22 protein-coding genes are annotated in these 26040 nt (G+C 70.8%); 11 read left to right on the top strand and 11 right to left on the bottom strand.

What is annotated here, in order from left to right; translation table 11 throughout:
* Positions 1–38: 38 nt before the first annotated feature.
* Positions 39–689: an alpha/beta hydrolase gene (locus B7438_RS07245; protein ID WP_085368873.1), complete on the bottom strand. Its 651-nt coding sequence runs from the start codon at positions 687–689 to the stop codon at positions 39–41.
* Between the two features lie 117 nt (positions 690–806).
* On the opposite strand from B7438_RS07245, the gene B7438_RS07240 reads away from it, so the two are divergent.
* Both B7438_RS07240 and B7438_RS07235 read left to right on the top strand, forming a co-directional pair.
* Complete coding sequence (locus tag B7438_RS07240) at positions 807–1382, top strand: NUDIX hydrolase family protein (protein ID WP_085368872.1); 576 nt, start codon at positions 807–809, stop codon at positions 1380–1382.
* 38 nt (positions 1383–1420) lie between these two features.
* Positions 1421–1804, top strand: coding sequence for a UBP-type zinc finger domain-containing protein (locus B7438_RS07235; RefSeq protein ID WP_085368871.1), 384 nt, complete (start codon positions 1421–1423; stop codon positions 1802–1804).
* 10 nt (positions 1805–1814) lie between these two features.
* Here B7438_RS07235 and B7438_RS07230 read toward each other — a convergent pair whose 3' ends face one another.
* From B7438_RS07230 to B7438_RS07210, 5 genes are all read right to left on the bottom strand, one after another.
* Complete coding sequence (locus B7438_RS07230; RefSeq protein ID WP_085368870.1) at positions 1815–2636, bottom strand: alpha/beta fold hydrolase; 822 nt, start codon at positions 2634–2636, stop codon at positions 1815–1817.
* Positions 2637–2774: 138 nt separating this feature from the next.
* Entirely contained in the window at positions 2775–3380 is a 606-nt protein-coding gene (locus B7438_RS07225) for a M15 family metallopeptidase (protein ID WP_256921902.1), read from the bottom strand.
* A gap of 104 nt (positions 3381–3484) precedes the next feature.
* Entirely contained in the window at positions 3485–4129 is a 645-nt protein-coding gene (locus tag B7438_RS07220; RefSeq protein ID WP_085368868.1) for a response regulator transcription factor, read from the bottom strand.
* Positions 4126–5754 carry a GAF domain-containing sensor histidine kinase gene (locus B7438_RS07215; protein ID WP_085368867.1) on the bottom strand — a complete coding sequence of 543 codons (1629 nt, stop codon included), beginning with the start codon at positions 5752–5754 and terminating at the stop codon, positions 4126–4128. The genes B7438_RS07220 and B7438_RS07215 overlap by 4 nt, the downstream gene beginning before the upstream one ends.
* A 124-nt stretch (positions 5755–5878) precedes the next feature.
* On the bottom strand, positions 5879–7741 hold the full coding sequence (locus tag B7438_RS07210; protein ID WP_143465688.1) for a thioester domain-containing protein: 1863 nt from the start codon (positions 7739–7741) through the stop codon (positions 5879–5881).
* Positions 7742–7881: 140 nt separating this feature from the next.
* Here B7438_RS07210 and B7438_RS07205 point away from each other — a divergent pair, with 140 nt between their 5' ends.
* The 4 genes from B7438_RS07205 (at position 7882) to B7438_RS07190 (ending at position 10388) form a co-directional block, all read left to right on the top strand.
* The gene (locus tag B7438_RS07205; protein ID WP_085368865.1) at positions 7882–8331 is read left to right on the top strand and encodes a universal stress protein; all 450 of its coding nucleotides are present in this window, start codon (positions 7882–7884) and stop codon (positions 8329–8331) included.
* 44 nt (positions 8332–8375) lie between these two features.
* Positions 8376–8858, top strand: coding sequence for a universal stress protein (locus B7438_RS07200; protein ID WP_085368864.1), 483 nt, complete (start codon positions 8376–8378; stop codon positions 8856–8858).
* Between the two features lie 65 nt (positions 8859–8923).
* Positions 8924–9808: an alpha/beta fold hydrolase gene (locus B7438_RS07195; RefSeq protein ID WP_085368863.1), complete on the top strand. Its 885-nt coding sequence runs from the start codon at positions 8924–8926 to the stop codon at positions 9806–9808.
* On the top strand, positions 9801–10388 hold the full coding sequence (locus B7438_RS07190; protein WP_085368862.1) for a TetR/AcrR family transcriptional regulator: 588 nt from the start codon (positions 9801–9803) through the stop codon (positions 10386–10388). Before B7438_RS07195 ends, B7438_RS07190 begins: the two co-directional genes overlap by 8 nt.
* An 84-nt stretch (positions 10389–10472) precedes the next feature.
* On the opposite strand, the gene B7438_RS07185 is transcribed toward B7438_RS07190, so the two are convergent.
* Positions 10473–12137, bottom strand: coding sequence for a DEAD/DEAH box helicase (locus tag B7438_RS07185; RefSeq protein ID WP_085368861.1), 1665 nt, complete (start codon positions 12135–12137; stop codon positions 10473–10475).
* A 276-nt stretch (positions 12138–12413) separates the two neighbouring features.
* Here B7438_RS07185 and B7438_RS07180 point away from each other — a divergent pair, with 276 nt between their 5' ends.
* Positions 12414–14636, top strand: a complete 2223-nt coding sequence (locus B7438_RS07180; RefSeq protein WP_179150750.1) for an ATP-binding domain-containing protein — start codon at positions 12414–12416, stop codon at positions 14634–14636.
* 17 nt (positions 14637–14653) lie between these two features.
* Here the strand turns inward: B7438_RS07180 and B7438_RS07175 are convergent, their stop codons facing one another.
* Genes B7438_RS07175 through B7438_RS07160 form a run of 4 tightly spaced genes read right to left on the bottom strand, consistent with a single transcriptional unit; the run spans position 14654 to position 17610 of the window.
* Entirely contained in the window at positions 14654–15313 is a 660-nt protein-coding gene (locus tag B7438_RS07175) for a DUF1684 domain-containing protein (RefSeq protein WP_085368859.1), read from the bottom strand.
* On the bottom strand, positions 15310–15873 hold the full coding sequence (locus tag B7438_RS07170) for a hypothetical protein (RefSeq protein ID WP_085368858.1): 564 nt from the start codon (positions 15871–15873) through the stop codon (positions 15310–15312). The genes B7438_RS07175 and B7438_RS07170 overlap by 4 nt, the downstream gene beginning before the upstream one ends.
* 44 nt (positions 15874–15917) lie before the next feature.
* The gene (locus B7438_RS07165; protein ID WP_085368857.1) at positions 15918–17189 is read right to left on the bottom strand and encodes an RNA polymerase sigma factor; all 1272 of its coding nucleotides are present in this window, start codon (positions 17187–17189) and stop codon (positions 15918–15920) included.
* Between the two features lie 4 nt (positions 17190–17193).
* The gene (locus B7438_RS07160) at positions 17194–17610 is read right to left on the bottom strand and encodes a YciI family protein (protein ID WP_085368856.1); all 417 of its coding nucleotides are present in this window, start codon (positions 17608–17610) and stop codon (positions 17194–17196) included.
* A 241-nt stretch (positions 17611–17851) separates the two neighbouring features.
* Here B7438_RS07160 and B7438_RS07155 point away from each other — a divergent pair, with 241 nt between their 5' ends.
* From B7438_RS07155 to B7438_RS07140, 4 genes are all read left to right on the top strand, one after another.
* Positions 17852–18352 carry an EVE domain-containing protein gene (locus B7438_RS07155; protein ID WP_179150749.1) on the top strand — a complete coding sequence of 167 codons (501 nt, stop codon included), beginning with the start codon at positions 17852–17854 and terminating at the stop codon, positions 18350–18352.
* Positions 18349–18969, top strand: coding sequence for a 2-phosphosulfolactate phosphatase (locus tag B7438_RS07150; protein WP_085368854.1), 621 nt, complete (start codon positions 18349–18351; stop codon positions 18967–18969). The genes B7438_RS07155 and B7438_RS07150 overlap by 4 nt, the downstream gene beginning before the upstream one ends.
* A gap of 43 nt (positions 18970–19012) precedes the next feature.
* A complete protein-coding gene (locus B7438_RS07145) occupies positions 19013–19315 on the top strand; it encodes a DUF427 domain-containing protein (protein ID WP_085368853.1) in 303 nt (100 codons plus the stop codon).
* 236 nt (positions 19316–19551) lie between these two features.
* The gene (locus tag B7438_RS07140) at positions 19552–25986 is read left to right on the top strand and encodes a DUF5979 domain-containing protein (RefSeq protein ID WP_085368852.1); all 6435 of its coding nucleotides are present in this window, start codon (positions 19552–19554) and stop codon (positions 25984–25986) included.
* The last annotated feature ends 54 nt before the right edge of the window (positions 25987–26040 follow it).

The following is a 26040-nucleotide window of genomic DNA, read 5'->3' as shown; positions in this document are numbered from 1 at the left end:
GTGGTCGGCTCCTTCGGCCGGATCGTCCGCGGCCCCGCTCAGCGACGCAGGCCGCTCCGGATGAACGCGGACACGTCGGCGAGTTCGGCCGAGGAGATGTTGTGCCCCATGCCCTCGTAGATGCGCGCATCCAGGGCTGAATGGTCGGGCAGCCAGGCCGTCGTGCGGTCGACGGCGTCGGACGAGATCACCTCGTCGAGCGTCCCGCGGCCCCAGAACACCGGGATCTTGGATGCGGCCAGGTGCGCGTCCCCGTCCTGCTCTCCGTGCACGACGAATCCGGACAGCTGCACCGCGTAGTCGAAGCGCTCCGGCGCCCTGCGCAGCAGCTGCAGGGCCATCGCGCCGCCCTGGGAGAAGCCGAGCAGGCCGGTCGGTGTCTGCGGCTGCTCGTCGAGCCAGTCGAGCACGGCCGCCGCCGCTGCGTCGGCGTTGGCGGCGAGCGGGTCGCCCGGCATGTTGGTGTACCGGGAGAACCAGGCGAACCCCTGGCCCTCGGGGATGGGGGCGCGCACCGAGGCGATCACCGGCTCCAGCGGCAGATAGGCGGAGATGCCGAAGAGGTCGGCCTCGTCGGAGGCGTATCCGTGCAGGAGGACGAGGAGCGGCCGGCCGGCTCTGTCGCGTTCCGACGCGGACCACAGCACGGCGTCCCTGTCGATGCGGAGGTCGGGTGTCGGGAAGGGCATGCCTCATTCTGGCGCGGGGATGCGGGTGGTTTCTGCACAGGGCGGCAATCTCGTGTCTTTTCCACAGCATCCGGTGGAAGGGTGCCCGAGCATCCGGCGTTTCCGTAGGATCGGTGCATGAGCGTACGCACTCCGGACCCGACCCCAGACCCGCTGCCCGACGACGGTCGCCAGCAGGGCCCGGCGTGGCTGAGCGATATCGAGCTCGAGCAGGTGCGCAGGCGCCTCCCGCTGCTGTACGTGGAGGCGGTGCCCGTGCGGGTGGATGGGCTCGGGCAGGTGACGGAGCTCGGCGTGCTGCTGCGCGCCAACGCGGTGGGTGAGATGACGCGCACCCTCGTGTCCGGCCGGGTGATGTACGGGGAGACACTGCGCGAGGCGCTGTTCCGGCACCTGGAGAAAGACCTCGGCCCGATGGCGTTCCCGCAACTGCCGGCGAGTCCCATCCCGTTCCAGGTGGCGGAGTACTTCCCCATGCCGGGCGTCACGCCGTTCACCGACGACAGGCAGCACGCCGTCTCGCTGGCGTATGTCGTGCCGGTCACCGGCACCTGCGAACCGCGGCAGGATGCGCTGGAACTCACCTGGATGACCCCGGAGGAAGCGGTGTCCCCCTCGGTCTGCGAAGAGATGGAGGGCGGCAGGGGCATCCTGCTCAAGGCCGCGCTGGCGTCCGTGGGGCGCATCGTCTGACCCGGTCTGACGCATCTGACACAACGGAGGGCTGCTGCATGAGCGACACGACGGGCGCGGGAGACACCGGGATCCACCAGGACGTCCCGCCATCAGGCACGGGATGCGTGGAGTGCGACCGCGACGGCAGCTGGTGGGTGCACCTCCGCCGTTGCGCGACCTGCGGCCACATCGGCTGCTGCGACGACTCGATCAACCGGCACGCCACCGCGCACGCCGAGCAGACCGGTCATCGGTACATCCAGAGCTTCGAGCCCGGCGAGGACTGGTTCTGGGACTACAGCGCGCAGCAGTTCGCCGACGGGCCGCGGCTCGCGCCGCCGACCAGCAGGCCGGACTCGCAGCCGGTCCCCGGCCCAGCTGGTCGTGTGCCGGGGAACTGGCTGGAGATCGTGCAGGCGGAGGAGGGCCCGCACAGCTGAGGGCGGGCGATCAGCCGGCGATGAACGCCAGGATGTCCGTGTCCAGAGCCTCCTGGTACGCACCGTAGATGCCGTGCGGGGCGCCCGGGTACACCTTCAGCGTGCCGTGGGAGACGAGGTCGATCGACTTGTGCGCCGCGTCGGCGATCGGGACGATCTGGTCGTCGTCGCCCTGGGCGATGAGGATCGGCACATCCAGCGCCTTCAGGTCGTCGGTGAAGTCGGTCTCCGAGAACGCCTTGATGCAGTCGTGCGCGGCGGTCAGCCCGACGAGCATCCCTTGGCGCCAGAAGTCGTATTTCGCACCGTCCGACACCTCCGCCCCGTCGCGGTTCGCACCGTAGAACGGGACGGCGAGGTCGAGGTAGTACTGGGAGCGATCCTTGAGCACGCCGGCGCGGATCTCGTCGAAGACCTCGATCGGGGTGCCGTCCGGGTTGCTGTCCGACTTGACCATGATCGGCGGGACGGCGCCCGCGGTGATGACCTTCGCAACGCGGCCGACACCGTGCTGCGCGGCGTAGCGCACCACCTCGCCTCCGCCGGTGGAGTGGCCGATCACGACGAGGTCGTGCAGGTCGAGCTGCTCGACCAGCTCGGCGAGATCGCGGGCGTACGTGTCCATGTCGTTGCCGGTGTACGGCTGCGACGAGCGCCCGTGACCGCGGCGGTCGTGGGCGATGGCGCGGTAGCCGTTGTCGGCGAGGAGTTTGAGCTCGACCTGCCAGGCGTCGGAGCTGAGCGGCCAGCCGTGGCTCAGGACGACCGGCCGGCCTTCGCCCTGGTCGGTGTAGTAGATCTGTGTTCCGTCGGACGTGGTGATGTACGGCATGTGCGATCTCCTTGGGTTCGGTGCTGTGCGGACTCGCTGCAGGACGACGGCGACGGTGCTGCCACGTCCGACGATACGGCCCTGTATGCGCGCACCGGAAGGGCGGGGGCGAGAATTCCGCAGGCGTTCGCCGAGCCGTCAGCCGGCCGTCCCATCCGGCAGCTGCGCCGGGCACACCCCGTCACTGTCGGCCGTCAGCTCGAAATGCCACGCCTCGTTCGCGTAGACCTGGCACAGCCCGTACTCCCCGCCGAACCGGGTGAGCCAGTCCATCGCGTCTGCCGTCGCGATGTCGACCGCCTCGCCGCGCACGTGCTTCGACTCGTCTCCCCGCTTCACCCACTTGCTCGCCTCCTCCTCGCTGCCGTACTTCTGCACGGCATCGTCGAAGAGGGTCTGCTGGTAGCGCTCGCTGCGCCAGCCGTCGGTGAGGGTGAAGGTCACGTCGCGGTCGGCGGCCGCCGTCGCGGCCCTGTCCAGCGCCTCCAGCAGCCGGGGGTCGAGCCGGGTCACGGCGGGGACGTCGTCGGTGAGCGCGACGGTCTCGCCCGTGGGGATGTACCCGTCGTCCTGGCCGAGCTGCGCCGAGCCCGAGCCTGCGCCCGACCCAGACCCCGCGGACGGCAGCTGAGGCGCCGCCCCGAGCGAGCCGGCGCCCGAGTGGATGCCCGGGGAGGAGCATCCGGTGATTGCGACGACGATGGTCGCCGCCGTCACGGCGACGAGGAGGTTTCTGAGACGCACGGTGCGGTCCTTTCGGTTCCCCACCAGCCTCGCGTCCGCACCGGCCCCTCCGAGTCCGGCCGCGGATGCAACCGTGTCCATCGGAGGGATGACCCGACCGCGGCTCAGACGTCGGTGTCGGTTCCCTCCATCACCCCGTAGACCGCGACCTGCGTTCGGCGTTCCAGGCCGAGTTTCGCGAGCAACCCGGACACGTAGTTCTTGACGGTCTTCTCGGCGATCCCGAGTCTGGCGCCGATCTGCCGGTTGGTCAGTCCCTCGCTGATGAGCTGGAGAGCCTGACGCTCGCGCAGCGTGAGCTCGACGCTCGCCGTGCGCGACCGGCGCGCCTTCGCAGCGAGCGAGTCCTGCGCCCGTTGCACCGTCTGAGCGCCGATCAGGCTCGCCCCGCCGGCGGCGCGGCGGATGTCCTGGACGAGCGCGTCCCCGCCGATCGTCTTCATTGCATATCCGGCCGCTCCGGCGAGCACGGCCGCCTCGACGGCGGCGTCTTCGTCGAATCCGGTCAGGATGATGCAGGCGCTCTCCGGCCGAGTGGCGCGGATGCTGCGGCACAGGTCGATGCCGCTGCCGTCCGGCAGGTGCACGTCGAGCAGGACGACGTCCGGCCGGGTCGCCGCGATGCGCCCGATGGCTCCCCGGACCGTCGGAGACTCCCCGACGACGCGCAGGTCGGACTCGGTCTCGACGAGCTGGGTCACCCCGCGTCGCACCATCTCGTGGTCGTCGACCAGGAACACGCCGATCATCGTCCGCCTCCGCGCGCTGGCGGGGCGGGGATGCGCCAGACCGCCCGGGTTCCGCCGCTCGGCCGGCGGCTCAGGGTGTACGTGCCGCCGCGGGCATCCGCTCTGGCAGCGAGGTTCGCCGTTCCGCTGACGCGCTCGACGTGGGCGGGGACGCCGTCGCCGTCGTCGTCGATCGTGACCGTGATGCCCGAGTCCGTGACGGCCACGGTGACCGCGCAGGACGACGCCCCGGCGTGCCTGGCGACGTTCGTCAGCGACTCCCGCACCACGGCGACGACGTCTCCGGCGAGATCGCCGACGGCGACCAGATCCACGGGACCGGAGAACGTCACGTGGGGTGCCGTTCTCAGCCGGGGCGTGATGGCGATGACTGCATCCAGGACACGGTGGCGTGCAGACTCGGCCGACGACGCCTGCAGCGCGAAGACGGCTGTCCGGATGTCGCCGATGGCCCTGTCGATCTCGTCGATCTGATCCTCGAGCAGTGGAGCGTGCTCTGGTGATGTCCTCTCCAGCGCGTGCAGGGCGAGGCCGACCGCGTACAGTCGCTGGATGACATGGTCGTGAAGGTCCCTGGCGATGCGCGCCCGGTCTTCGCTGATCGCGAGCTGCTGTCGCTGAGCACGCTCCCGCGACTCCGACACGGCGAGTCCCGCCCGCGCGGCGAACTCGGACACGGTGGCGCGGTCGGCGGAGGAGAACGGCCGACGGAGGCTGGAGCGGGTGACGTAGAGCACATCCACTGCTGTACGGGATGCGACGAGCGGCACCGCGATCGTGGAACCGCCTGGCAGCCGCTCCGCGAAGGACGGCGTTCCCTCGATCAGGTCGCCGCCCGGTCCGCGCGCGGCGACGACCGTCATGCGCCCGGTCGACGCGTCGCGGGTGAGCACGGTGGCGAGGTCGGCGTCTGCGAGGTCGACCGCGTGCTCCGCCACGACGCCGAGCGCGTCGTCGGTCTCCTGCACGTCCCCGGAGAGGAGAGTCGCGGCGACCCTGCCGAGTTCGGTGCTGAGGCGTTGGGTCCGTCGCGACTCCTCGTACTGTCTGGCGTTGCCGATGGCGGTGGCCGCCGTTGCGGCCAGCGCGGTGAGCAGTTCCTCGTCCTCGTCGCTGAACGGCCCGTCGCCCCCGTTGGCGAGCAGAAGCGCTCCGTACGCGCCGCCGTCGACGCGCACCGGCACACCGAGGAACGCCGACGGGAACGGGCGCTCGTCGAACGGTGTGTGCGCATCGTCGAACTCGACCAGATCGCTCAGACACACCGGGACGGAGCTCTGAAGCACCCTCAGGAGGCGCTGATTCTCGCGAAGCGGCGGTTCGAACTGGGCGGCGACATCGTCCGGCATCCCGACCAGGATGAACTGCTCGGGCCGGTCGTCGGCATCGACGATGCAGAGCGCTCCGTATGCCGCGTTCGAAAGCGCAACGGAGGCTTCGGCGATGTGCCGGAGAACCCGATCCAGCTCGATGCCGTCGAAGACGACCTGGCTGGCGCGCAGCAGCCGCTGCATCCGCTCCTGGGCGGCGAGCATGCGGCGGCTCTTCTCGATGAGTGCCCCGACCTGGCTCGTCGAATAATCCGTCTCCGGCGGGCTGTGATCCTGCCGTATCCCGTCGTTCATCGCCCCTCCCCCTGGAGCCTCCGCGGCCGTCCCCGGCCGCGCACTGATGCCCCTACGCCGCACTTTAACCCGGATTCGGGAAAACGCCAACCAAAAAAGCCTTGGTCAGGGGCGAAATCCGAAACTACTTTCCGGTGGTACGGCGGCGACGCGACCTCTGACCGACCGCGATCAGCACCGCTCCGAAGGCCAGGCCGACCACCGCTGCCGTTCCGGTGACAGCCGACACATCACTCCCGGTGTACGCCAGGCCGGACGGCGACGGAGCAGGCGCGACAGGCTGGCCGGGGTCTACCGGAGTGACCGGTCCGACCGGCGGCACGGGCGTCACGGCCGTGACCGTGTTCGTCACCTCGGCGGTGCCGGCGACGCCGGCCTCGATGGTCACATCGACCGGCCCGCTTTCGCTCACGGCGACCGTGCTCGTTGCGCCGGTCTCCTGCTCCGTCACCGTGCAGGCTGTTCCTGCCGGGATGCCGGTGTACGACTGCGCGTAGTCGCCGGCGGGCGCCGACGCGGGAATGGTGAAGGTCTCGTCGAGGGCGTCACCGCAGGTGACGGCGAGGACGATCTCGCCCTGCTGACCCGCTGCCGCGCCGGTGACGACCTTCGTGACGGTGAGCGAACCAGGGCGCAACGTCGCGGTGTTCGTGATCGTCACGGACGCGCCCGCCTCCACGATGGCAGCCTGTTGCGGTGCGTCCGTGCTGACGTCCACCGCGGCCCCCGCGCCCGTCGACGGCTCGGTGACGACGCAGGTGGCGCCGACCGGGATGCCCGCATACGTGAACGTCTGGGTCGTCGTTGCGCCCGCGGCGATATCGGCGGTGAAAACGTAGCCGTCGCCGCAGTCGATGGCGAGCTGGCTCGGTCCTTGCTGCCCCACCGCGTCTCCGGCGAAGGCCTTGTTCACCGTCAGCTCGCCGACGGCGAAGTACGACGCTGCTGCGCTGGCCGTCGCATCCAGTTCTGTGGTGTTTGCGAGGATCAGCCGTTGCGCGTCCGCGAGGTCCGGGGTGTACCCGTCGTACAGATAGACCTCGCCCCTCTCCACGGTCACGGCGGCCCGAGCGCGCAGGACGGTGTCGGTGATCGGTGTCGCCGACGTACTCCTCACCCACACCTGGGTGCCGGAGGGGACGGTGCTCGGATTCGCGATCGGCTGCGTGGCGGCCTCGTCGGCGAACATCTCGTAGCCGGTGGGCACAGACACAGTGACCGTGGCGCCTGCGTCCGCCTGGACGGTGTAGGGCCCTGCGCTCTCGCCGACGGGGGCGGAGGCGCTCGCCGGGGTGACGGTCACGTTCGGCGGCGGCGGCTCGACCGACGGGCCATTGGCCTGGGCGTCCGCGACGATGGCTGCCGCCAGCGGTCGCACCGTGGTGTTGGAGGAACTCACCACGAAACCGTCGGTGAAGTACCAGATCGCCGACTGTACAGCGGCGGCCTGCACGTTTGTCGTGCCGCTCGGGAGGTTGGTGGTCGGGTAGTAGTGGTTGAGGATGTACGTGACATAGCCGATGTTCGGCACGTTCGACTCCGCCCAGGTGCCGGACTCGTAGCCGATTCCGACCTGCGTGGACACCCGGAGGTTGATGCAGTACATCGCCGCAGTCCGGGTCGGGTCGGAGATGCTGGAGGCGATGATCGTGCCGGCGAACGTGGAGGTCGAGGTGTATCCGGCCGGGTCGGCGGCGGGATACGGCGCTGCGGGATCCTGGGTGCTCGCAGTGGGCGGCTCCAGCCCGACGATGGTCAGTCCGGCGCCGGTCGAGGCGATCCGGATCTCGCTGTCCGGGCCGGTCGCGGGCTCGATGGCAGGCTGCGGTTCTCCGAGGTTGGCGTTGGCCGCCTGTCCGAGCGGAAGCACCACGAGCGCCGCCGCGCCGATCATCGCCAGTGCGGCGATGGCGCTGCGCACCCGTGTGCGTGCGTGGTCGGCCGAAGCCGGACCGCCTTTCCTCGTCGCAGCTGTCTTTTCACGCACGTCTGTCTCCCTCCGGTGGATGTGCCGACCGTACGAGGGCTCTCTCGGAGCCCGTAGAGGCTTTGGTCCCGCCTTGGCCTTCCGCTGCGCGGGGTGGACAATGAGGCGCGGGACATCTCGATGGGGTGAGGGAGAGTGCCATGGGCGATCACGATCACCGACCTGTGCTGGTGGGCGTCGACGGTTCCACCGGGGCGCTGGCGGCGCTCCGGGAGGCTGTCATCCTGGCCCAGGCCTTCGGGCGGCCGCTCGAAGCCGTCTCCGTCTGGCAGCCGTCGACCTCGATGTACGACGCGTACTACCCCGATCCGGATTCGTCGCCGCAGGCCATGGCGCTGCGGAACGTGCAGGAAGCGTCGACCGCGGCGTTCGGCGCGAAGCCGCCGGACTGGTTCAGCACGCGAGCGCAGCCGGGGAATCCGGGTGCCGTGTTCGTCGAGGCGAGCCGGACGGCGTCGTATCTGGTGCTCGGCAGCCGGGGGAGGGGCGGGCTGACCAAGGCTCTGCTCGGCTCGGTGAGCGTGCACTGCGCGTCGCACGCGCGCTGCCCTGTGCTCATCGTCGGCCCGGATGTGGCAGAACCCGTGTGACTTTCGCTCTATTCCGATGGCAGGGGCGGGCTTAGCATTGCCGCATGGACGATGCAACGACGGAGATCCATGAGCTCGAGCATCCCAATCACGGGGGTGGCCGGATCGTCGTCGGGGTGGACGGCTCCCCGGCCGCACTGGCCGCGTTGCGCAGGGCAGACCAGCTCGCGGCGCTTCTGGGCTGCACGGTGGTCGCGCTGACCGCGTGGCAGTACCCGCAGTCGTGGCCCGGATACAACATCTCCGGATGGTCGCCGGAGGAGGATGCGAAGAGTATTGCCCAGCAGGCAGCCGACGAGGTGTACGGCGCTCAGCCTCCCGCACGCTTCTCCTCCGTGGTGCGGCGTGGTGCTGCGGCTCGCGCACTCCTCGCCGAGAGCGAGGGCGCGGAGATGCTCGTGGTCGGCAACCGCGGGCTGGGCGGGTTCGCCGGGCTGCTGCTCGGCTCGGTGAGTTCGGCCTGCGTCGAGCACGCCTCGTGCCCCGTGCTCGTCATGCGACAGGGGAACGACTCGAAGCGCTCCTGACCGCCGCAGGATGCGCCCGAAAGTCACCCTTGCATTCTTTAGCTAATTGTATTAGCTTTACAGCTATGAACACTTCCATCGCTCGTGAGGTCCACTTCCTCCAGCGCCCCGAGGGACGCGTGAGCTACACCGTCGAGGGCTCCGGCCCGCTCGTCGTCGCCGTGCCCGGCATGGGCGACCTCCGCTCCAGCTACCGCGAGCTCGTCGGCCCGCTCGTCCACGCCGGATACCGCGTGGCCGTCACCGACCTGCGGGCGCACGGCGACAGCGACACCACCTTCCGCGAGTTCGGCGACATCGCCACCGGCCGCGACATCATCGCCCTCATCGACGAACTCGGCGGCCCGGCCGTCATCCTCGGCAACTCGATGGGAGCGGCCGCCGCGGCGTGGGCGGCGGCCGAGCGACCGGATGCGGTCGCCGGGCTCGCCCTGTACGGCCCGCTCCTGCGCGACCCGGCCATGAGCGCCTTCGCCGTCGCGTCGATCCACGGGATGTACCGCGTGCTGTTCGCGGCGCCGTGGGGTGCATCCATGTGGTCCGGCTACTACCGCTCGACGCTCAACAAGGGCCGCCAGGCCCCGTGGCTGGGCGAGCACGTCGCCGCCATCAAGACGAACATGAAGGAGCCGGGCCGCCTGTCGTCGTTCCGTCGCCTCACCCTGCAACTCACCCACTCGGTGGTCGAACCCCGGCTGCCGGAGGTGCACGCCCCGATCCTCGCGTTCGTCGGCGAACTCGACCCCGACTACAAGGACCCGGTGGCCGAGGCCGCGTGGATCGCATCCATCGGCGCCACCACTGTGCTGGTGGGCGAATCGGGACACTACCCGCACGCAGCGCGGCCGGACATCACCGTGCCGCAGACCGTCGACTTCCTCGGCCGCCTGCGCGACGGGTCCGAGCAGGGCGCGAACGCGGTCACCGCTGCCTGGGCCGCCCGTGCCTAGGGCGGGACTCTCGCGGGCGGCGGTCACCGCCGTCGCCCTCGACCTGGTGGATGCGGGTGGCGCGGCCGGGTTCGACCGCCTCACCTTGGCGGCCGTCGCGAGCAGCGCTGGCGTCGCGGTGCCGAGCCTCTACAAGCACGTCTCGTCGCTCGACGACCTCCGCCGCCTGGTCGCCACCGAGTCCGTCGCCGAGCTGACCAGGATGCTCGCGGCGGCGACCATCGGACGCTCGGGCGGCGACGCCCTGCACGCGGCGGCGGACGCGATGCGCGCCTTCGCGCACGCGCACCCCGGGCGGTACGCGGCCACGCAGGTGGCGCCGCGCCTCGGCGACGACGCGGACGCCGAGCTCGCGCAGCGGGCGGCAGAGGCGCTCGCCGTCCTGACGGCGGCCCTCCGCGCGTTCGACCTGCCGGAGGACAGCACGGTCGACGCCCTCCGGATGCTCCGCAGCGCCATCCACGGGTTCGTCACCCTGGAACTCGGCGGCGGCTTCGGCCTCCCCGACGATCTCGACCGCAGCTACAGGTTCCTGATGGACGGCGTGCTCCGCGGCATCGAGTCGCTGACGCCCGCCTGACCGGCGCCGAACGCAATCGAGCCCAGGGTTCTTCGCCTCCGTGAGGCGAGAACCCTGGGCTCGAGTGCTGAGGGGTTGGTGGGACTAGCCGCGCGCGCGGCGCGGGCCGTTGCCGCGCTGGGTGCTGCCGCCGACGAGGCTGCCGACGCGCAGGCCGCCGCCGTTGCCGGAGCGCTGGCCGCCGTTGCCGGAGCCGCCGCTGCGCTGGCCGCCGGCCGAGGCCGAGCCGGAACCGTGCGACGTGGTCGCTGCGGCTCCGCGGCCTGCGCCGGCCGGGCGTCCGGAGCGGTCGCGGCGCGGACGCCCGGCCTCACCGGATGCGCGCCCGTCGCGAGCCTGTCCGTCGCGAGCCTGTCCGTCGCGGCCCTGGCCGCCGTCGCGTCCGCGTCCGCCGTCGCCGCGCGAAGCGTCGCCGCCGCGTCCGCCGCGACCGCGTCCGCCGCCACGACCGCCGCGCTCGCCGTCAGCTCCGGACCCGTCGCGCTGGGCGCGCTTGCGCTGGGCGTTCGCACCCTGCGACTGGCCACCGCCGCGCTGCTGCTGCACGGCTTCCTTCGGAGCAGGCTTCACGTACGCGGCCGTCTCGCCGACGAGCGTGACCACAGCGGCCGAGGTCGCGGTGACCGCCTGGGGCGCCGCGTCGATCGCTGCCTTGCGGAGCAGCGTCTTCACGTCGGACTTCTGCGACGACAGCATCACCGTCACCACGTCGCCCGAGCTGCCTGCGCGGGCCGTGCGGCCCGAGCGGTGCAGGTACGCCTTGTGCTCCATCGGCGGGTCGACGTGCACGACCAGCTCGACGTTGTCGACGTGCACACCGCGGGCCGCGACGTCCGTCGCGACGAGCACGCGCACATCCCCTGCACCGAACGCGGCGAGGTTGCGGTCGCGGGCCACCTGCGACAGGTTGCCGTGCAGGTCGACCGCCGGGATCCCGGAGGCGGTGAGCTGCTTGGCCAGCTTCTTGGCGTGGTGCTTGGTCCTGGTGAACAGGATGCGGCGGCTGGCGCCGGACGCGAGCTTCTCGACCAGGTCCTTCTTGGCTTCGAGCGAGTCGACCTCGAAGACGTGGTGGGTCATCGCATCCACGTGGCTGTTCGCGTCGTCGACCGAGTGCAGCACCTCGTTGCTGAGGAACTTCTTGACGATCTTGTCCACGCCGTTGTCGAGCGTCGCCGAGAACAGCAGGCGCTGGCCGCCGGTGGGCGTCTTGTCCAGGATGCGCGTGACGACAGGCAGGAAGCCGAGGTCGGCCATGTGGTCCGCCTCGTCGAGCACGGTGATCTCGACGGCGTCGAGGGAGACGAAGCCCTGCTTCATCAGGTCTTCGAGGCGGCCGGGGCAGGCGACGACGATGTCGACGCCGTCCTTCAGTGCTGCGACCTGGCGCTGCTGGGAGACGCCGCCGAAGATCGTGGTGGTCTTCAGGCCGTACGCGTCGGCGAGCGGCTGCATCGTGGCGGAGATCTGGGTGGCGAGCTCGCGGGTGGGGGCGAGGACGAGGCCGAGGGGACGGCCGGCGCGACGCTTGCCGCCGGCGAGCTTGGTGCCGAGGCGCGCGGCCATCGGCAGGGCGAAGGCGATGGTCTTGCCGGACCCGGTCTTGCCGCGGCCGAGCACGTCGCGGCCGGCCAGGGTGTCCGGCAGGGTGTCTGCCTGGATCGGGAACGGCTCGGTCTTGCCGTCGGCTGCGAGCACGGCGACGAGAGGGGCGGGCACGCCGAGACCGGCGAAAGTGTTCTGAGACAAAGGTGGTGCCTTTCGGGCATCAGGACCCCGCGCATCCTGTCGATGCAGGTTCGGGGCAGTAGTGGCGAAGGTGCCGAGCGGCACGATCGTTCGCCGTAGAAAGTGACGCAGGCGGGGCTGATGCCCGGCGCTGTGCGTGGTGCGTTCTGCGACGCAGGGAGTCCGACACGGACTCGCAAGTACTGAAAGCCTACCCGATCAGGCTGGGAACTCGGCACAGGCGACTTCCCTGCCGGAGGAAGTAGACTATCGGCCCGAATCGAGAGGGTGGTCTGCGTGCAGGAAACGGAACTCGAACGTGAGCGCGCCGTGGTCTCCGGACTGTATGAGCGACTGGATGCGCTCCGAGCGGAAACCGAGGATCGGCTCACCCGTGTGCGGCGTGAGAGCGTCGGGAGCAACCACCAGGCGCGGAGCGAACGGGATGCGTTCGCGCGCCTCTACGAAGACCAGCTGACCCAGCTGCGCGAGGTCGACTCCCGCCTGGTCTTCGGCAGGCTGCTGCTCGAACAGCCGGTCGACGGCTCCGCCCACCGTTACATCGGCCGCATCGGGCTGCGTGACGACGACCAGCGGTCGCTCCTCGTGGACTGGCGCGCCCAGCAGGCCAGCGCCTTCTACCAGGCGACGGCGAACGAGCGGATGGGAGTCCGCGCCAGACGGCACCTGACGATGACGGGCCGCGAGGTGGTCCGCGTCGACGACGAGGTGTTCGACGAGGCACTGCTCGACGGGGAGGACGCGGACAGCGGGCAGGTGCAGGGGGAGGGCGCGCTGCTCGCGGCGCTCACCGCCCAGCGCACCGGCCGGATGCACGACATCGTCGCGACCATCCAGGCGGAGCAGGACCGCATCATCCGGTCGGACCTGCGTGGAGCCCTCGTGGTGCAGGGCGGCCCTGGCACGGGCAAGACGGCCGTGGCTCTGCACCGGGCCGCGTTCCTGCTGTACGCGAACCGGCAGCGGCTGAGCGCATCCGGTGTGCTCGTCGTCGGTCCGTCTCCCGCGTTCCTGCGCTACATCGAGGCGGTGCTCCCGTCGCTCGGTGAGACCGGCGTCGTGCTGCGCACGCTGGGAGACATGTTCCCCGGCGTGGAGGCGAGTGGCGACGACGAGCCAGAGGCGGCGAAGCTGAAGGGCTCCGTGCAGATGGTGCGGCTGCTGTCGCGTGCTGTGCGCTCCCGGCAGAAGGCGCCGGACGCCGAGCAGGTGGTGGTGGTCGACAACGAGCGGCTGACCGTGCAGCCCGAGCTGATCCAGCGCGCGATCTCCCGGGCCCAGCGCACGGGCAAGCCGCACAACGTGGCGAGGGTCACGTTCGTGAAGCACGCGCTCGGCGAGCTGGTCGACCTGCTGGCCGCACAGCTGAGGGCGGGCGGCTCGACCATCGACGAGGCCGACCTCAAGGTGCTTCGGGAAGACCTGCGCACCTCGTACGACGTGCGGGTGCTGCTCAACACCGCCTGGCTGCCGCTCACTCCGCAGAAGTTCCTGCAAGACCTGTACTCGCGTCCTGCGTGGCTCGCCGAGCTGACGCCGCGCTGGTCAGACGCGCAGCGGGCGTCCTTGTTCCGCGAGCGCACCGGCCGGTTCACGGTGTCCGACGTCCCGCTGCTCGACGAGGCGGCCGACCTGCTTGGCGACTTCCCCGGGCGCCCGGATGCCGGGGCGCGCGAGCGGGAGCGGCAGAGGAAGCGGGACGTGGAGAACGCGAAGGCGGCCATCCGGAACATGGGGGTGCAGGGCCTCGTGAACGCGGAGCAGCTGGCCGACGGTTTCGCCGAGCGCGAGGACACGGGCACGACGGCCGAGCGCGCGGAGGCCGACCGGCTGTGGACGTACGGCCACGTGGTGGTGGACGAGGCGCAGGAGCTGTCGCCGATGCAGTGGAGGATGCTGGTGCGCCGCTGCCCGATGAAGTCTTTCACGATCGTCGGGGACATCGCCCAGGTGGCGTCGGCCGCCGGTGCGACGAGCTGGGACGAAGCGCTGCGCCCGTCGTTCAAGGACGCCTGGCGTCTGGAGGAGCTGACCGTCAACTACCGCACCCCCGCGCAGATCACTCGGGAGGCGGAGGAGCTGGCGACGCAGGCCGGTCTGCCGATCACGCCGACGCGCGCTGTGCGCGAGGGCGACTGGCCCATCCGCAGGGTGGCCGCAGCGGCCGACGCGCTCCCGGATGCTGTCGCGGACGCGGTCGGGCACGACCGCGGCATCGACGCCTCCGGAACAGTGGCGGTGATCGCGACGTCGGCGACAGTGGATGCGGTGGCGGAGGCGGTCACGCTCCGCTTCGGCGACGAGGCGGCGCGCGGGGCGGCAGGACTGTCGAAGCCGATCGCCGTGCTCACCGGCTACGAGGCGAAGGGCCTCGAGTTCGACGCGGTGGTGCTGGCCGACCCGGATGCGCTGGCCGGCGAGACCCCGCGCGGCGCCGCGTCGCTGTACGTGGCGATGACGCGCCCGACGCAACGGCTCACCCTGGTGACGCGGGCGTAGCCGGGGTCGGGCGCCGCTCAGTGCTCGCCGTTGTACCGTTCGCCGACCGGGATCTCGACCGCGAGGGTGTTCCCCGCCTGCGCGAGCGGGCACGCCCACGCCGGGTCGTAGGCGCACGACGGGTTGTACGCGAAGTTGAAGTCGAGCACCAGGGTGGCCTCGTCGTCGGCGTCGATCCCCAGGTCGGCGCCCTTGACGGTGTCGATCAGGTAGCGGCCCCCGCCGTACGTGCCTCCCGGCTTTCCGGCGAGCGCGTCTTTCACCGGGACGAAGATCCCTCCGCCGTACGACGACAGCCGCCACACGTCGAGCGACCCGGCGAACGGAACGTGCACGGCGCCGAGCAGCTCGAACGGCACGATCCCGTCCGTGCCGGTCTCCACATCCATCCTCCGCGGCTCCGCGGCGGGGATGATCGGCAACTCGAACCGCCATTCCGGGTCGTACGGGACGACGGGGAGCCCGGTGAACGTGTCCCTGTCCTCCGGCAGCAGGGGAGTGGCCGGATGCGAGGAGAACAGGTCGTTGCGGCAGGAGATCCAGTGCGCGTGGGCCGTGGCGGGGTCGGTCGCCGCCATCCTGCGCACGGACGCGTACATCCCGAACACGCGCCGCCGCCAGTCGGCCGTCTGCACGGCGGTGACGGCTTTCGCCGCCTGCGGTGTCTCGATCGTCATGCCTGTTCCTCCCGCTCTGCCGCCGGACCTTCCGACGCCTCATCTTCTCGCGCCGGCGGGTCGTACGCCCACGTCGGCGCGAGTTGTCGCAGCCGCATCCCTCTCCACTGCCAGAACGCCCACATCGTGTACCAGGCCAGCGGGGTGAGCACCCCGGCCTTCACGATCAGCTGATCCCGGTAGAGCGTCTTCAGCCGACCGTCCGCGTCCGGCCCTGCCGGGTCGGGGGCGATGGCCATCCGGTGGTCGAGGTGCGGCATGGCGGAGAGCAGGCCGCCCGTGCCTCCGCCGGTGTCCCTCAGGATGCGCACCGGCTGAGCCGGCTCACCCACTTCGCTGGTGCTGAGCCGGATCGCCTGGGTGCCGACGGTGAACGCTCCGAAGGCCCGCACGGCCACGCGGTGCTCGCCGTTACCCCACACGGTGGGGAACCCGGCAGGCTCGTCCGAGCGGAAGTCCACCCACGGCAGGGCGACCTCGCGGAACGCCGTCGGACTCTGCAGCGCGCGCCAGGCCGCATCCGGATCGCAGTCAAGGAGGAACTTCAGCAGAACCCTCATCTCCCCAGTGTCGCGCATCCCGCCGGCGTCTCACCCCTCGGCTCTCACCCTTTGCCGCGTCGGCACTCCTCCGCCCGCGCCAGCAGCAGCGCGCGCTCGCGCTCGTTCCCGGTGAGCGCCGCCGCCCGCTCGAACTCCCGCTCGGCCTCCGCGAGCCGCCCGAGGCGGACGAGCAGGTCGGCCCGCACCGTCGGCAGGAGGTGGTAGCTGCTGAGCGCCCCGTCGATCACCAGCCGGTCGACCACGTCCAGGCCTGCCTCCGGTCCATACGCCATCGACAGCGCTACCGCTCTGTTCAGTTCGACCACCGCATTCGGCTGCAGCTCGGCGAGCGCGCCGTAGATCGCGACGATCTCCTCCCAGTCGGTCGCCTCCGCGGTCGGCGCCGTGGCATGACAGGCGGCGATGGCGGCCTGCAGGGCGTACGGCCCGCGGCCGCGGTCCAGGCGCTCCGAGCGACGCAGCGCCTCGACGCCTCTGGTGATCAGGATGCGATCCCATTTCGACCTGTCTTGATCCTGCAGCAGCACGGGCTCGCCGGCGGGGGTGGTGCGGGCGCCGAGCCGGGACGCCTGGAATTCCATCAGCGCCACCAGCCCGTGCACCTCGGGCTCGCGCGGGGTGAGCTCGGCGAGGACGCGGCCGAGCCGGAGGGCTTCCTGGCAGAGGCTGGGGCGCATCCAGTCGTCTCCCGCTGTCGCCGCGTAGCCCTCGTTGAAGATCAGGTAGATCACTTCGAGGACGGAACCGAGCCTGGCGGCGAACTCGGACCTGTCCGGCACCTCGAACGGAACCCGCGCGGCGCTGAGGGTGCGTTTGGCGCGGACGATCCTCTGCGCGATGGTGGGCGACGGCACGAGGTAGGCGCGGGCGATCTCGTCGGTGGACAGCCCGCCGAGCAGCTTGAGGGTGAGCGCCACCCTCGACGGCTTGGTGAGGACGGGGTGGCAGGAGATGAAGACGAGCCGGAGCAGGTCGTCGTCGATGATCTCCTCGGCGAGCAGGGCCGGATCGTCTGCCCCGCGCTCCGTCTCCAGATCGTGGGCAAGCTGCGCGTACCTGTCGCCCAGGCGCTCCTGCCTGCGCCAGCCGTCGATCGCCCTGCGCTTGGCGACGGCGGTGAGCCAGGCTCCGGCGTTGCGGGGCACGCCGGACTGCGGCCACTGCTCCAGGGCGGCGACCAGCGCATCCTGGGCCAGCTCCTCGGCCAAGCCGACGTCGCCGACCAGCCGGGTGAGCACGGCTACCAGCTTGCCCGACTCGATCCGCCACACCGCCTCGACGGTGCGCGCCGCCTCGCCGCCCGCATCCCCCATCCCGTTACGCCGTCCTGGGCTCTCCGCCGGCCTCGCGCCAGGCCTTCTCCTTCTGCACGTAGACGTTGTCCTGGTCGAACTCGGCAACGTCGAACACCTTGCGCACCTGCACGCTGCCCGTGGTGAGCGGGATGCGGCGCGCCCATTCGAGCGCCTCTTCTCTGCTCGCCGTCTGGATGATCCAGAACCCGGCGATGAGCTCCTTGCTCTCGGTGAACGGTCCGTCGACGACCGTGCGCTCGTCGCCCGCGTACTCGACACGCGCGCCTTCCGAACTGGGGTGCAGACCTTCGCCCGCGAGCAGCACGCCCGCCTTGACCAGCTCGTCGTTGTATGCGCCCATCGCGTTGAGGTCGTCCTCGCTGGGGGTGCCGCCCGCTTCCGTCGTCTCGTCTGCTGTGAGGATGAGCATGTACTTCATGGCTGTCTCTTTCTCTGACCGGCGATTCCCCGCCGTGTGCCGTGGGCGATTGCGCCCCTCACCTCCACGTCGAACGACCGGGCCCGGAATCGACATCGGCGGAGGTTTTCTTCCGTGCCAGTCTCGCGGGAGCGCCTCCCGCCCGTCGAGCGAGGCACGGAATCTGTGGATAAGTCGCCGGTGTGAGCGGCTGTGCGCGGCTGATCGCGGCTCTGACGGAGGTGTGCGCTACAACTGGAGCATGGCGATCCGGTACTGGCTGGGAGTGGTGCAGCAGGACCACGTGCTCCGCGGGGTCGCCGCAGGCATCGCGCAGGTCAACCACGGGGCCAAGGCGCCGCTCGAACGCATGAGCGCAGCGGACGGTTTCGTCTACTACTCGCCCAAGACCACGTTCCCAGACGGCGAGCCGCTCAAGCAGTTCACCGCCATCGGCCGCATCGCGGACGACGACATCTACCAGACCACCCAGGGTCCGTCGATGCGCGGTCCCGCCGGCGATTTCAAGCCGTGGCGCCGTCGCGTCGACTGGGAGCACGAGGCGGAGGCGACGCCCATCCGGCCCCTGCTGCCCGTGCTCGACTTCACCAGGGACAAGCCGGATTGGGGCTACCAGCTGCGCCGTGGGCTGATCGAGATCACCCGCCACGACTTCGAGCTGATCCGCCGTCAGATGCGCCGCCCGTCACCGGACGACCCACACGCGAAACCGCTCGCGCGCCGGGCTACGATGTCCCGGTGACCGAGCACGCCACCGCATCCACAGCCACCGCCGCAACCACCGCATCCCCCGCCCACGCGCAGGCCAAGTACCAGCTCCGCTTCGACTGGGCGCACGAAGGCCTCGCCACGGTCGCCTCCGACGCCGACATCGTGGTCTGGGTCGACGTGCTCCCTCCGGTGGGCGCCGACCAGCACGCGACAGCACGGGATGCGCTGCCCCACATCCCCGAGTCCGCCGCGGTCGTCGCCGGCGGCCTGACCACCGCTTCGGCCGTCGCCGCGTGGGTCATCGCCGAGCAGGTGCGGCTCGGCCGCCGCGCGATGGTCGCGATCGTCGCAGCGGGAGGGACCACCGCATCCGGTGGCGTGCGGTTCGCCGTCGAGGACCAGCTCGCGGCAGGGGCGATCGTGGATGCGCTCGCCGCCGTCGGCATCGACTACAGCTCCCCGGAGGCCGCGGCGGCGTGTGCCGCGTTCACCGGTCTGCGCGGCGCCGTCGCGCACCTGCTCACCGCGTCGGCGTCCGGTCAGGAGCACGTGGCAGCGGGCAGGACGCCTGCGGAGATCGCCCCGGCCGGCCGGGTGGACACCGTGAACGACGTGACGATCCTGCGAGGCCCGTCAGAAGCGGAATGATCCGTCCCCGCGCCGCGTTCGCCCCAGCAGGAGGTTTCAACCCATGAAAGCTGTTCTGAACGACACCGTGATCGCCGAGGCTCCCGAGTCGGAGCTCGTCCGCATCGAAGGCAACTGGTATTTCCCGCCGGCGAGCGTCAACGCCGACCTGCTGGAGAAGAGCGACACCCCGTACACCTGTCCCTGGAAGGGCGAGTGCCAGTACTTCTCCGTGAAGGACGGCGACACGCTCCTGCAAGACCGCGCGTGGAGCTACCCGACCCCGTACCCGAGTTCGTTCGACCGCGTCGGCTCCGACTACAGCAACTACGTCGCGTTCTGGAAGGACGTGAAGGTGGTCGACTGACCGACCGCTCGGACCAGAGGACACCGTCGGGGCCTACCCCGGCGGTGTCCTCATTTTTGGGGACTGTAACCATAAAGTGGGGTACAAGGGTGCTTCCACCCACCCCGCCTGAGTGGATATACATGAAGGGCGGAAGAAACTCCCGGAACCCGAACCGGGGGTCGCGCCGTGTGAGCTGACCCGATCGTGCTCACCGCGTGCTTACCCGGCTTCCGCGTACTCAGAAACCCGATTCTGTGATTCGTCGTGCCTTCCGTCATGCCCGCATTCCGTTCAGCACCACAGCAAAGCACCGAGACAGCAGCGCTCTCGCCCTCAGCAGGCTGAAGCGCCTCGGTGCCGTCTCCGTCGCACTCGTCGTCGCCCTCGTGGGCGGGAGTGTGCTGGCGGGGCCGGCGTTCGCCGCGACCGCCTCCCTGTCCGTCGACAAGTCCGTCGACGGCAAGGCGGCGGTCGCGGTGACGAACGGGTCCGAGTTCACGTACACCGTGATGGTGGGCTGCGACGACAACGACTGCCTCGACGCCAAGCTGGTGGATGCGCTCCCCGCCGAGTTCGCCGGGTTCAGCATCCTGGACACGAGCGTCTCGCCGAGCTCGAAGCCGTTCACCAAGTCGCTGACAGGATGCACGAACACGATCACCTCCTCGTGCGTGCTCACCGTGCTCTTCACCGAGCAGGTCGCCGGGGGCGTCGGCATCCCCGCGGGAGGGACGTACCGTGTGACGGTGACGCTCAAGGCGCCGCAGAACCTCGCGCCGGACTGGGCGTACAACGGCGTGAAGGTCACCAACACCGCGCTCGGCACGTCGAGCACGGCTCCCGACGACACCGGCTCGGCCGACGTGACCGTGAGCATCCCGGTGTCGGTGGACGAGAAGGTCGGGAAGACCTGGGCCCCGGCGAACCAGCAGTTCGCGCCCGGCGCGACCTCGACCGTGACGCTGACCAGCCAGAACACCTCCAACGTCCCCGCCGCGACGCTGTCCGTGCAGGACCCGACGGTCGCGCAGGACGGCGCGGCCTCCCTCGATGCGGCCAACCCGTTCGCGATCGTCGACTTCGCGGGCTTCGGCGCCGTCACCCTGCCCGCGGGCGCCGACCTCGTGCAGGTCGACGCGTATGTGTACGACAGCGGTTCCCACGCGTGGAAGTGGCAGACGGGTCCGCCCACCGCGGCGGCGGACATCCAGCTCCCCTCCGGCGTCGCAGCAGCGAACGTGGCCGGTCTCCGTTTCACGTACTCGAGCAGCACGGGCACCACGCTCGCGGCCAACGGGGCAGCCGGCAGCGTCGCCGTCTCCGTCGCACAGCGCGCGGTCAACCGCAGCACCGCCGCCTCGCTCGTCGGCGGCGCGACGGTCACCAACAAGGTCACGGGCATCGTCACCGTGCCTGGCAAGCCGCCGGTCTCCAAGACCGCGCAGGCTCCGTTCACCGTCGGCGGCCTCACGGTGCTCGTGAGCGCGGGCAAGACCATCGCGCCGAGCCGCATCCCGGCGGGCACGACCGCGACCGCCACGATCACCGGCAAGAACGACTCGAACGGCCCGCTGAGCACCCTGACGCTCGGCGACCGCGACTTCTTCACCGCGTCGCTCGGCTTCGGCGGCTTCGCCGCCCCGCTGTCGTACCCGTCCGGCGCGTCCGGTGCCTCCGTGGTCTGGATCTTCTCGGACGGCAGCAGCGTGTCCGCACCGTTCGCCGACGGCGCCACCCCTGTCGCGCCCGCCGCACCGACCGGCGCCCACCTCACCGGCTTCGAGCTGGCGTACACGGGGGCCGTCGCTGTCGGCGCCATCGGCAGCGCACAGTTCCTGATCGCTCCCGCCGCCGACTACGTCGCGCAGAACGCCAGCCCCGCCGACGTGACGAACACCGTCACGGTCACCGGCATCAACCCCGCCGGGACGGCGAACAGGACGGCGACGGCGCCGCTCAAGGTCTTCTTCCCGGAGATCTCGCTGAAGCTGTCGAAGTCGATCGCGCCCTCCGGTGCGGTCTCGCCCGGCTCGACGGTCGTGGCCAAGCTGCCGGCGACGACGTCCACCGACTCCGCGTACGTGCGTCCGAACACCATCGTGGTCGAGGACACCTGGCGCTCCGGCCGTGCAGACGACTTCTTCAACGCGTTCAACCCGATCGCCATCGCACCGACGCAGGTGCCGCTCGGCTCGACGCTGACGGTCGAGTACTCGACCGATGGGGGCGCCACCTACTCGGTGTTCACCGTGGTCGATGCCACCACCGCGGCGACGAACTACAGCGCCGCTCTCCCCGCCGGGCTCGTCGGCAGCATCACCGGGCTGCGCTTCACCTTCGCCAACCCGGCCGGATTCGGGCAGGGCACGACGGTGAGCCCGAACATCACCGCGCAGGCGCGCGCCGCCCTCCGCGACGGTAGCGGCTCCACTTCGGTCGCCAACGGACCGAAGAGCACCTATCAGAACCTCGCGAGCTCGCACGCCTCCGGCGTCATCGCCGGAGCGCCGCCCGTCGTCAGCCCGGTGCTGACCGCGACGGCCACCGCCGCGATCCAGAGTCAGAGCGGCTCCGGTTCGCTCGGCACCGCCAAGAAGTGGACGAAGCCCGACCTCACCGGTGACCTCACCGAACTGCCGTCGCAGTCCGGCCAGCAGGCGGGCACGGTGCTCTCCTGGGGCGTCACGGACACCGGATACAGCTCGGTGACCATCTCCGACCCCGCGTCGAACGAGGCCGACCCGGCGCAGACCGTGTTCCAGGCGTTCGACCTCGTCAGCATCGCAGCGGTCAGCTTCGCGTCGCAGCCCCTGCTGAAATGGGATGCGGTCAGCGAGATCCGCCTCTACCACGACGGCGCATGGAACCTCGTCCCTGCGCCCGGCGGAACCTGGATGAACGGCACCGGCTTCAAGGGATACGCGCTCACCCCCGCGGAGCTCAGCGGCACCACCGGCGTGCGCATCACCGTGATCCCGAACGACCCTGCCAGAGCGACGGCGACCGACCCGGCCGCACCACCGGCAGGCTCGGGCATCGCCACGGTCGCCTTCGGCCAGTCCCGCAGCTTCGGCCTGGTCTGGCAGCTGCGTAACCTGCTCCGCGACCCTGCCGCCGCGAATGACCCGTTCGCCTCCGCGGACACGCTCTTCAACGACTCGACGGCCGGCACGATCTGGAACCGCAGCTCGGCGTCCGGTGTCCACAACGGAACCCCGGTCGGCCCCGTCGACGCCGCCGACAACCTCGCGCTGATCGACCAGCCGCCGCTCGTCGACGTCGCGAAGACGAGCCAGCGCTCCACGATGGTCGTGCCCAAGGCCGGCGACGTCGACCCGTCCGCATACCCGACCAACGACTTCACCATCACGGCGAAGAACGCCGCCGCCGCCCGCGCCTCGTACATCAGGGTGACGGACCCGTCCCCGTGCGACAGCGGATCCATGGGCGCCTGCCTCTCCGCCGCGAACGCCTGGTCGGCCGACCCGTTCGCCGCCGCGAGCTACAGCACTGCCAACCCGTTCGAGCGGCTCACCCTCACCAGGATCCGCTTCACGGCGCCCTCCGCCCAGGTCGATCCGGTCGCCTCGCAGGTGACGCTGTGGCACCGCGCGTCCGACGGCACGCTCAGTACCACGAGGGTGTCGATGACCCAGGCGGCTGGGCTCCAGCCCGCCGACCTGCTGGATGTGGTCGGCGTCAGCGTCGTCTACCAGGGAACGAATCCCGTGACAGGCGGAGGCACGATCGTCAGTGGCCAGAACCTCGTGATGACGCTGAGCACGCAGGTCAGGGTGACCCAGCGCAGCGACGCGTCGGCAGAGGTGAAGGCCTTCCGGGTCGACAACGCCGCCTTCGCGCAGGGCTACGACCCCGTGCTCTACCCGAGCGGTCAGGGCTCGCAGCCGAACGACAGCGACACCGCGAGCCTGACGCTCACGACCGCGACGCTCGACGTGACGGCCGCCAAGAGCTTCTCCGCGCCGTCGGTGCTGGAGAAGGACCGGCACACGCCGGTCGCGGTCACCCTCACAGCGACCCAGGGTCAGGCGACGGCCGCCACGCACCAGGTGACGCTGACCGACACCGACTCCGGGTTCTGGAACCGCTTCGCGCTCACCGGGCTCTCCGCGGGCGACGTGACGCTGCCGGCGGGCGCCGACCGCGTGCGCGTCGACGTGCAGACCGGCGGCACCTCCACCTGGATCGCGGGCACGACCGCCGCGACCGCGTCCCTGCCGACCACCGCGCTCGACCAGATCACGGGCATCCGGTTCGTGTTCAGCAGGGCGGACGGCGACCTGTTCAGCCGCACCGCCGTGCCGGCGAACTTCACCGCGACGGCTATCCTGCACGTGCAGCTGCGGGATGCGTCCGTCGACGGTTCGCCGACCGTGTTCCCGAGCACCGTGGACGACACCGTGACGGCCCTCACGCACCGCACGGACAGCCCGGCCGTGTACGCCGACAGGACGGCGGACGCCACCGCGAGCATCGCGCTCCTGACCGGCACGCACAGCCTGGACGTGTCGAAGACGCCGGAGAACGGCATCCACACCGTGAGCGTGGGCGACCCGGGCGGCTGGACGCTGACCTTCGCCAACACCGGCACCGGGTTCGTCGACGTGACGAAACTCGTCGACACCCTCCCGGCCTCCCTGGCCTGGGACGGCGAGGCGCCGACCTTCGGCACGACGCCGGGAGGCACGCTCTCCGTGACGCCGGCGACCGGCTTCGACACCGCGACGCGAGAGCTCGCGCTCTCCTGGCCGGCCGGCGGGGCGCGGATGTCGCCCGGCGAGCGGTTCACCGTGCAGCTGAACCTCGTGCTGCAGCCGGGCCTCACCGGCTCGCAGCAGGCGGTCAACAGCTTCTCGGTCACGACGGCACAGACTCTGGATGCGTGCACCAACACGTCCGGCAACGGGCAGGGCACGCTCTCCGGTCTCGCCGCGACCGCCTGCGGCACGAGCAACTACGTCCAGCCGATCTCCGGCCCGTCGCTGTACACCAGCAAGGGCGTGAAGGGCGACGTGGTCGGCGGCATCGTCTCCGGTGCTGTCAACCCGTCCAGCCCGTCCGCCACCTGCACCCCGGACGCCGACGGATACTTCGTCTCGCCGTGCGCGGCGAACACCGTCGTCGGCGGAACCGACCAGTGGCGCCTGCGTGCGATGAACAGCGGCACCGTCACCTACGACGCCCTCGTGTTCGTCGAGCCGCTGCCGACCCCGGGCGACAGGATGCTCGCCACGGGCGCCGCCCGTGGCTCCACCTACCGGCCGGTGTTCGATCAGGGCTACGGCCTGGTGGCGGACGCGCCGACAGGCACGACCGTGACGTGGGAGGTCACCACTGCTCCCGACGTCTGCGTCGGAGCGGGAGCGACCGCCTGGCCGAGCGACCCCACCTGTTCCGCCAACCCCGTGGCCTCCGAGTGGACGCCGTCCACCGCGTTCACGGGCGATTGGTCGGCCGTCACCGGCCTCCGCGTGACGCTCGACTTCAGCACGACGGCGGCGGGCACCCTCGCCCCCGGCGCGACCGTCGGTGCGACCTACCGCACGGTGAACCGCCCGGCGACCTCGGCAGCTCCGGATGGGGCGCCCGTCTCGATGGCGTCCGCCCCCTCCTTCGCGTGGAACCAGTTCGGTGCGACCGCAGCACTGACCGGTGGAGGCACGGTGCGCCGCGCTCCCGTCAAGGCGGGTGTGACCATCGTCACCGGTCCGCTGCAGGTCGACAAGATCGTCACGGGCTCCGCGGCATCGTCCGCCCCCGCGCAGTTCGTCGCCGATGTCGCCTGCACGGTGGCCGGTGCGCCCGTCGACCTCGGGGCGGCGGCGCAGCTCACGCTCGCGACGGCCACCGGCCTCACCGCACGGATCGACGGCATCCCGCTCGGCGCGGACTGCACGGTCGCCGAGCACGGGGCTCCAGGCAGCTACGGCGAGGCGGACCGCTCGATCGCGGGAGGCACCGTCCACGTGCTCTCCACCGAGCAGGCGGGTGCCGTCCCCGCCGCCCAGACCGCGACGATCACGAACACCTACGAGTTCGGGGCGCTGTCGATCGCCAAGACCGCCAAGGCGCTGAGCGTCATGGAGAAGGACGCGGTCCAGTACACCATCACGGTCACCAACCAGGGCGCGCTCGACGCGACCGCCTTCACTATTACGGACACGCTGCCGAAGGGGTCGACGTTCGTCTCCGCCGACCACGGCGGCACCGAAGGCAGCGGTGTGGTGAGCTGGGCGATCCCGCTGCTGGCGAAAGGCGCATCCATCGACGTCCACGTCACGCTCACCTTCGCCGCCGCGGGGACGTACGCGAACATCGCGACCGTCAGCACGCCGCCGGTGGGGCCGTGGAAGCCGCCGACGACGGGTGGCACCTGCTCCGGTCTGCCGGACGCCGCCTGCTCCCAGGTGGTCGTGAACAAGCCGGTCGACCCGGCCGGCCCCGGCGAGCCGACCGGTCCCGTCGTCACGCCGACGCCCACGCCGAAGCCGACGACGACGCCTCAGCCGACGTTCACGTCGGTGCCCGCTCCGGCCCCCAGCACCACCGCCGGTGGACTGGCGGCAACCGGATCGGCCGGTGACTACCTCCTCGTCGCCGGATGGGGTGCCATCCTCCTGCTGATCGGCGCGGCCTTCGTGAGCCGCCGCAGGCGCGGGCAGGCGTAGCGCTCCGATCGACCGCCAGGACCGTGGGGTTACCATGACCCAACGGCCCTGGCG

Origin of the sequence: Leifsonia sp. NCR5 (genome assembly GCF_002105485.1) — a bacterium.
In the GTDB taxonomy this organism is placed as follows: domain Bacteria; phylum Actinomycetota; class Actinomycetes; order Actinomycetales; family Microbacteriaceae; genus Leifsonia.
The sequence above is the reverse complement of the archived record's forward strand: the minus strand, read 5'-3'. Positions and strand labels throughout refer to the sequence as shown.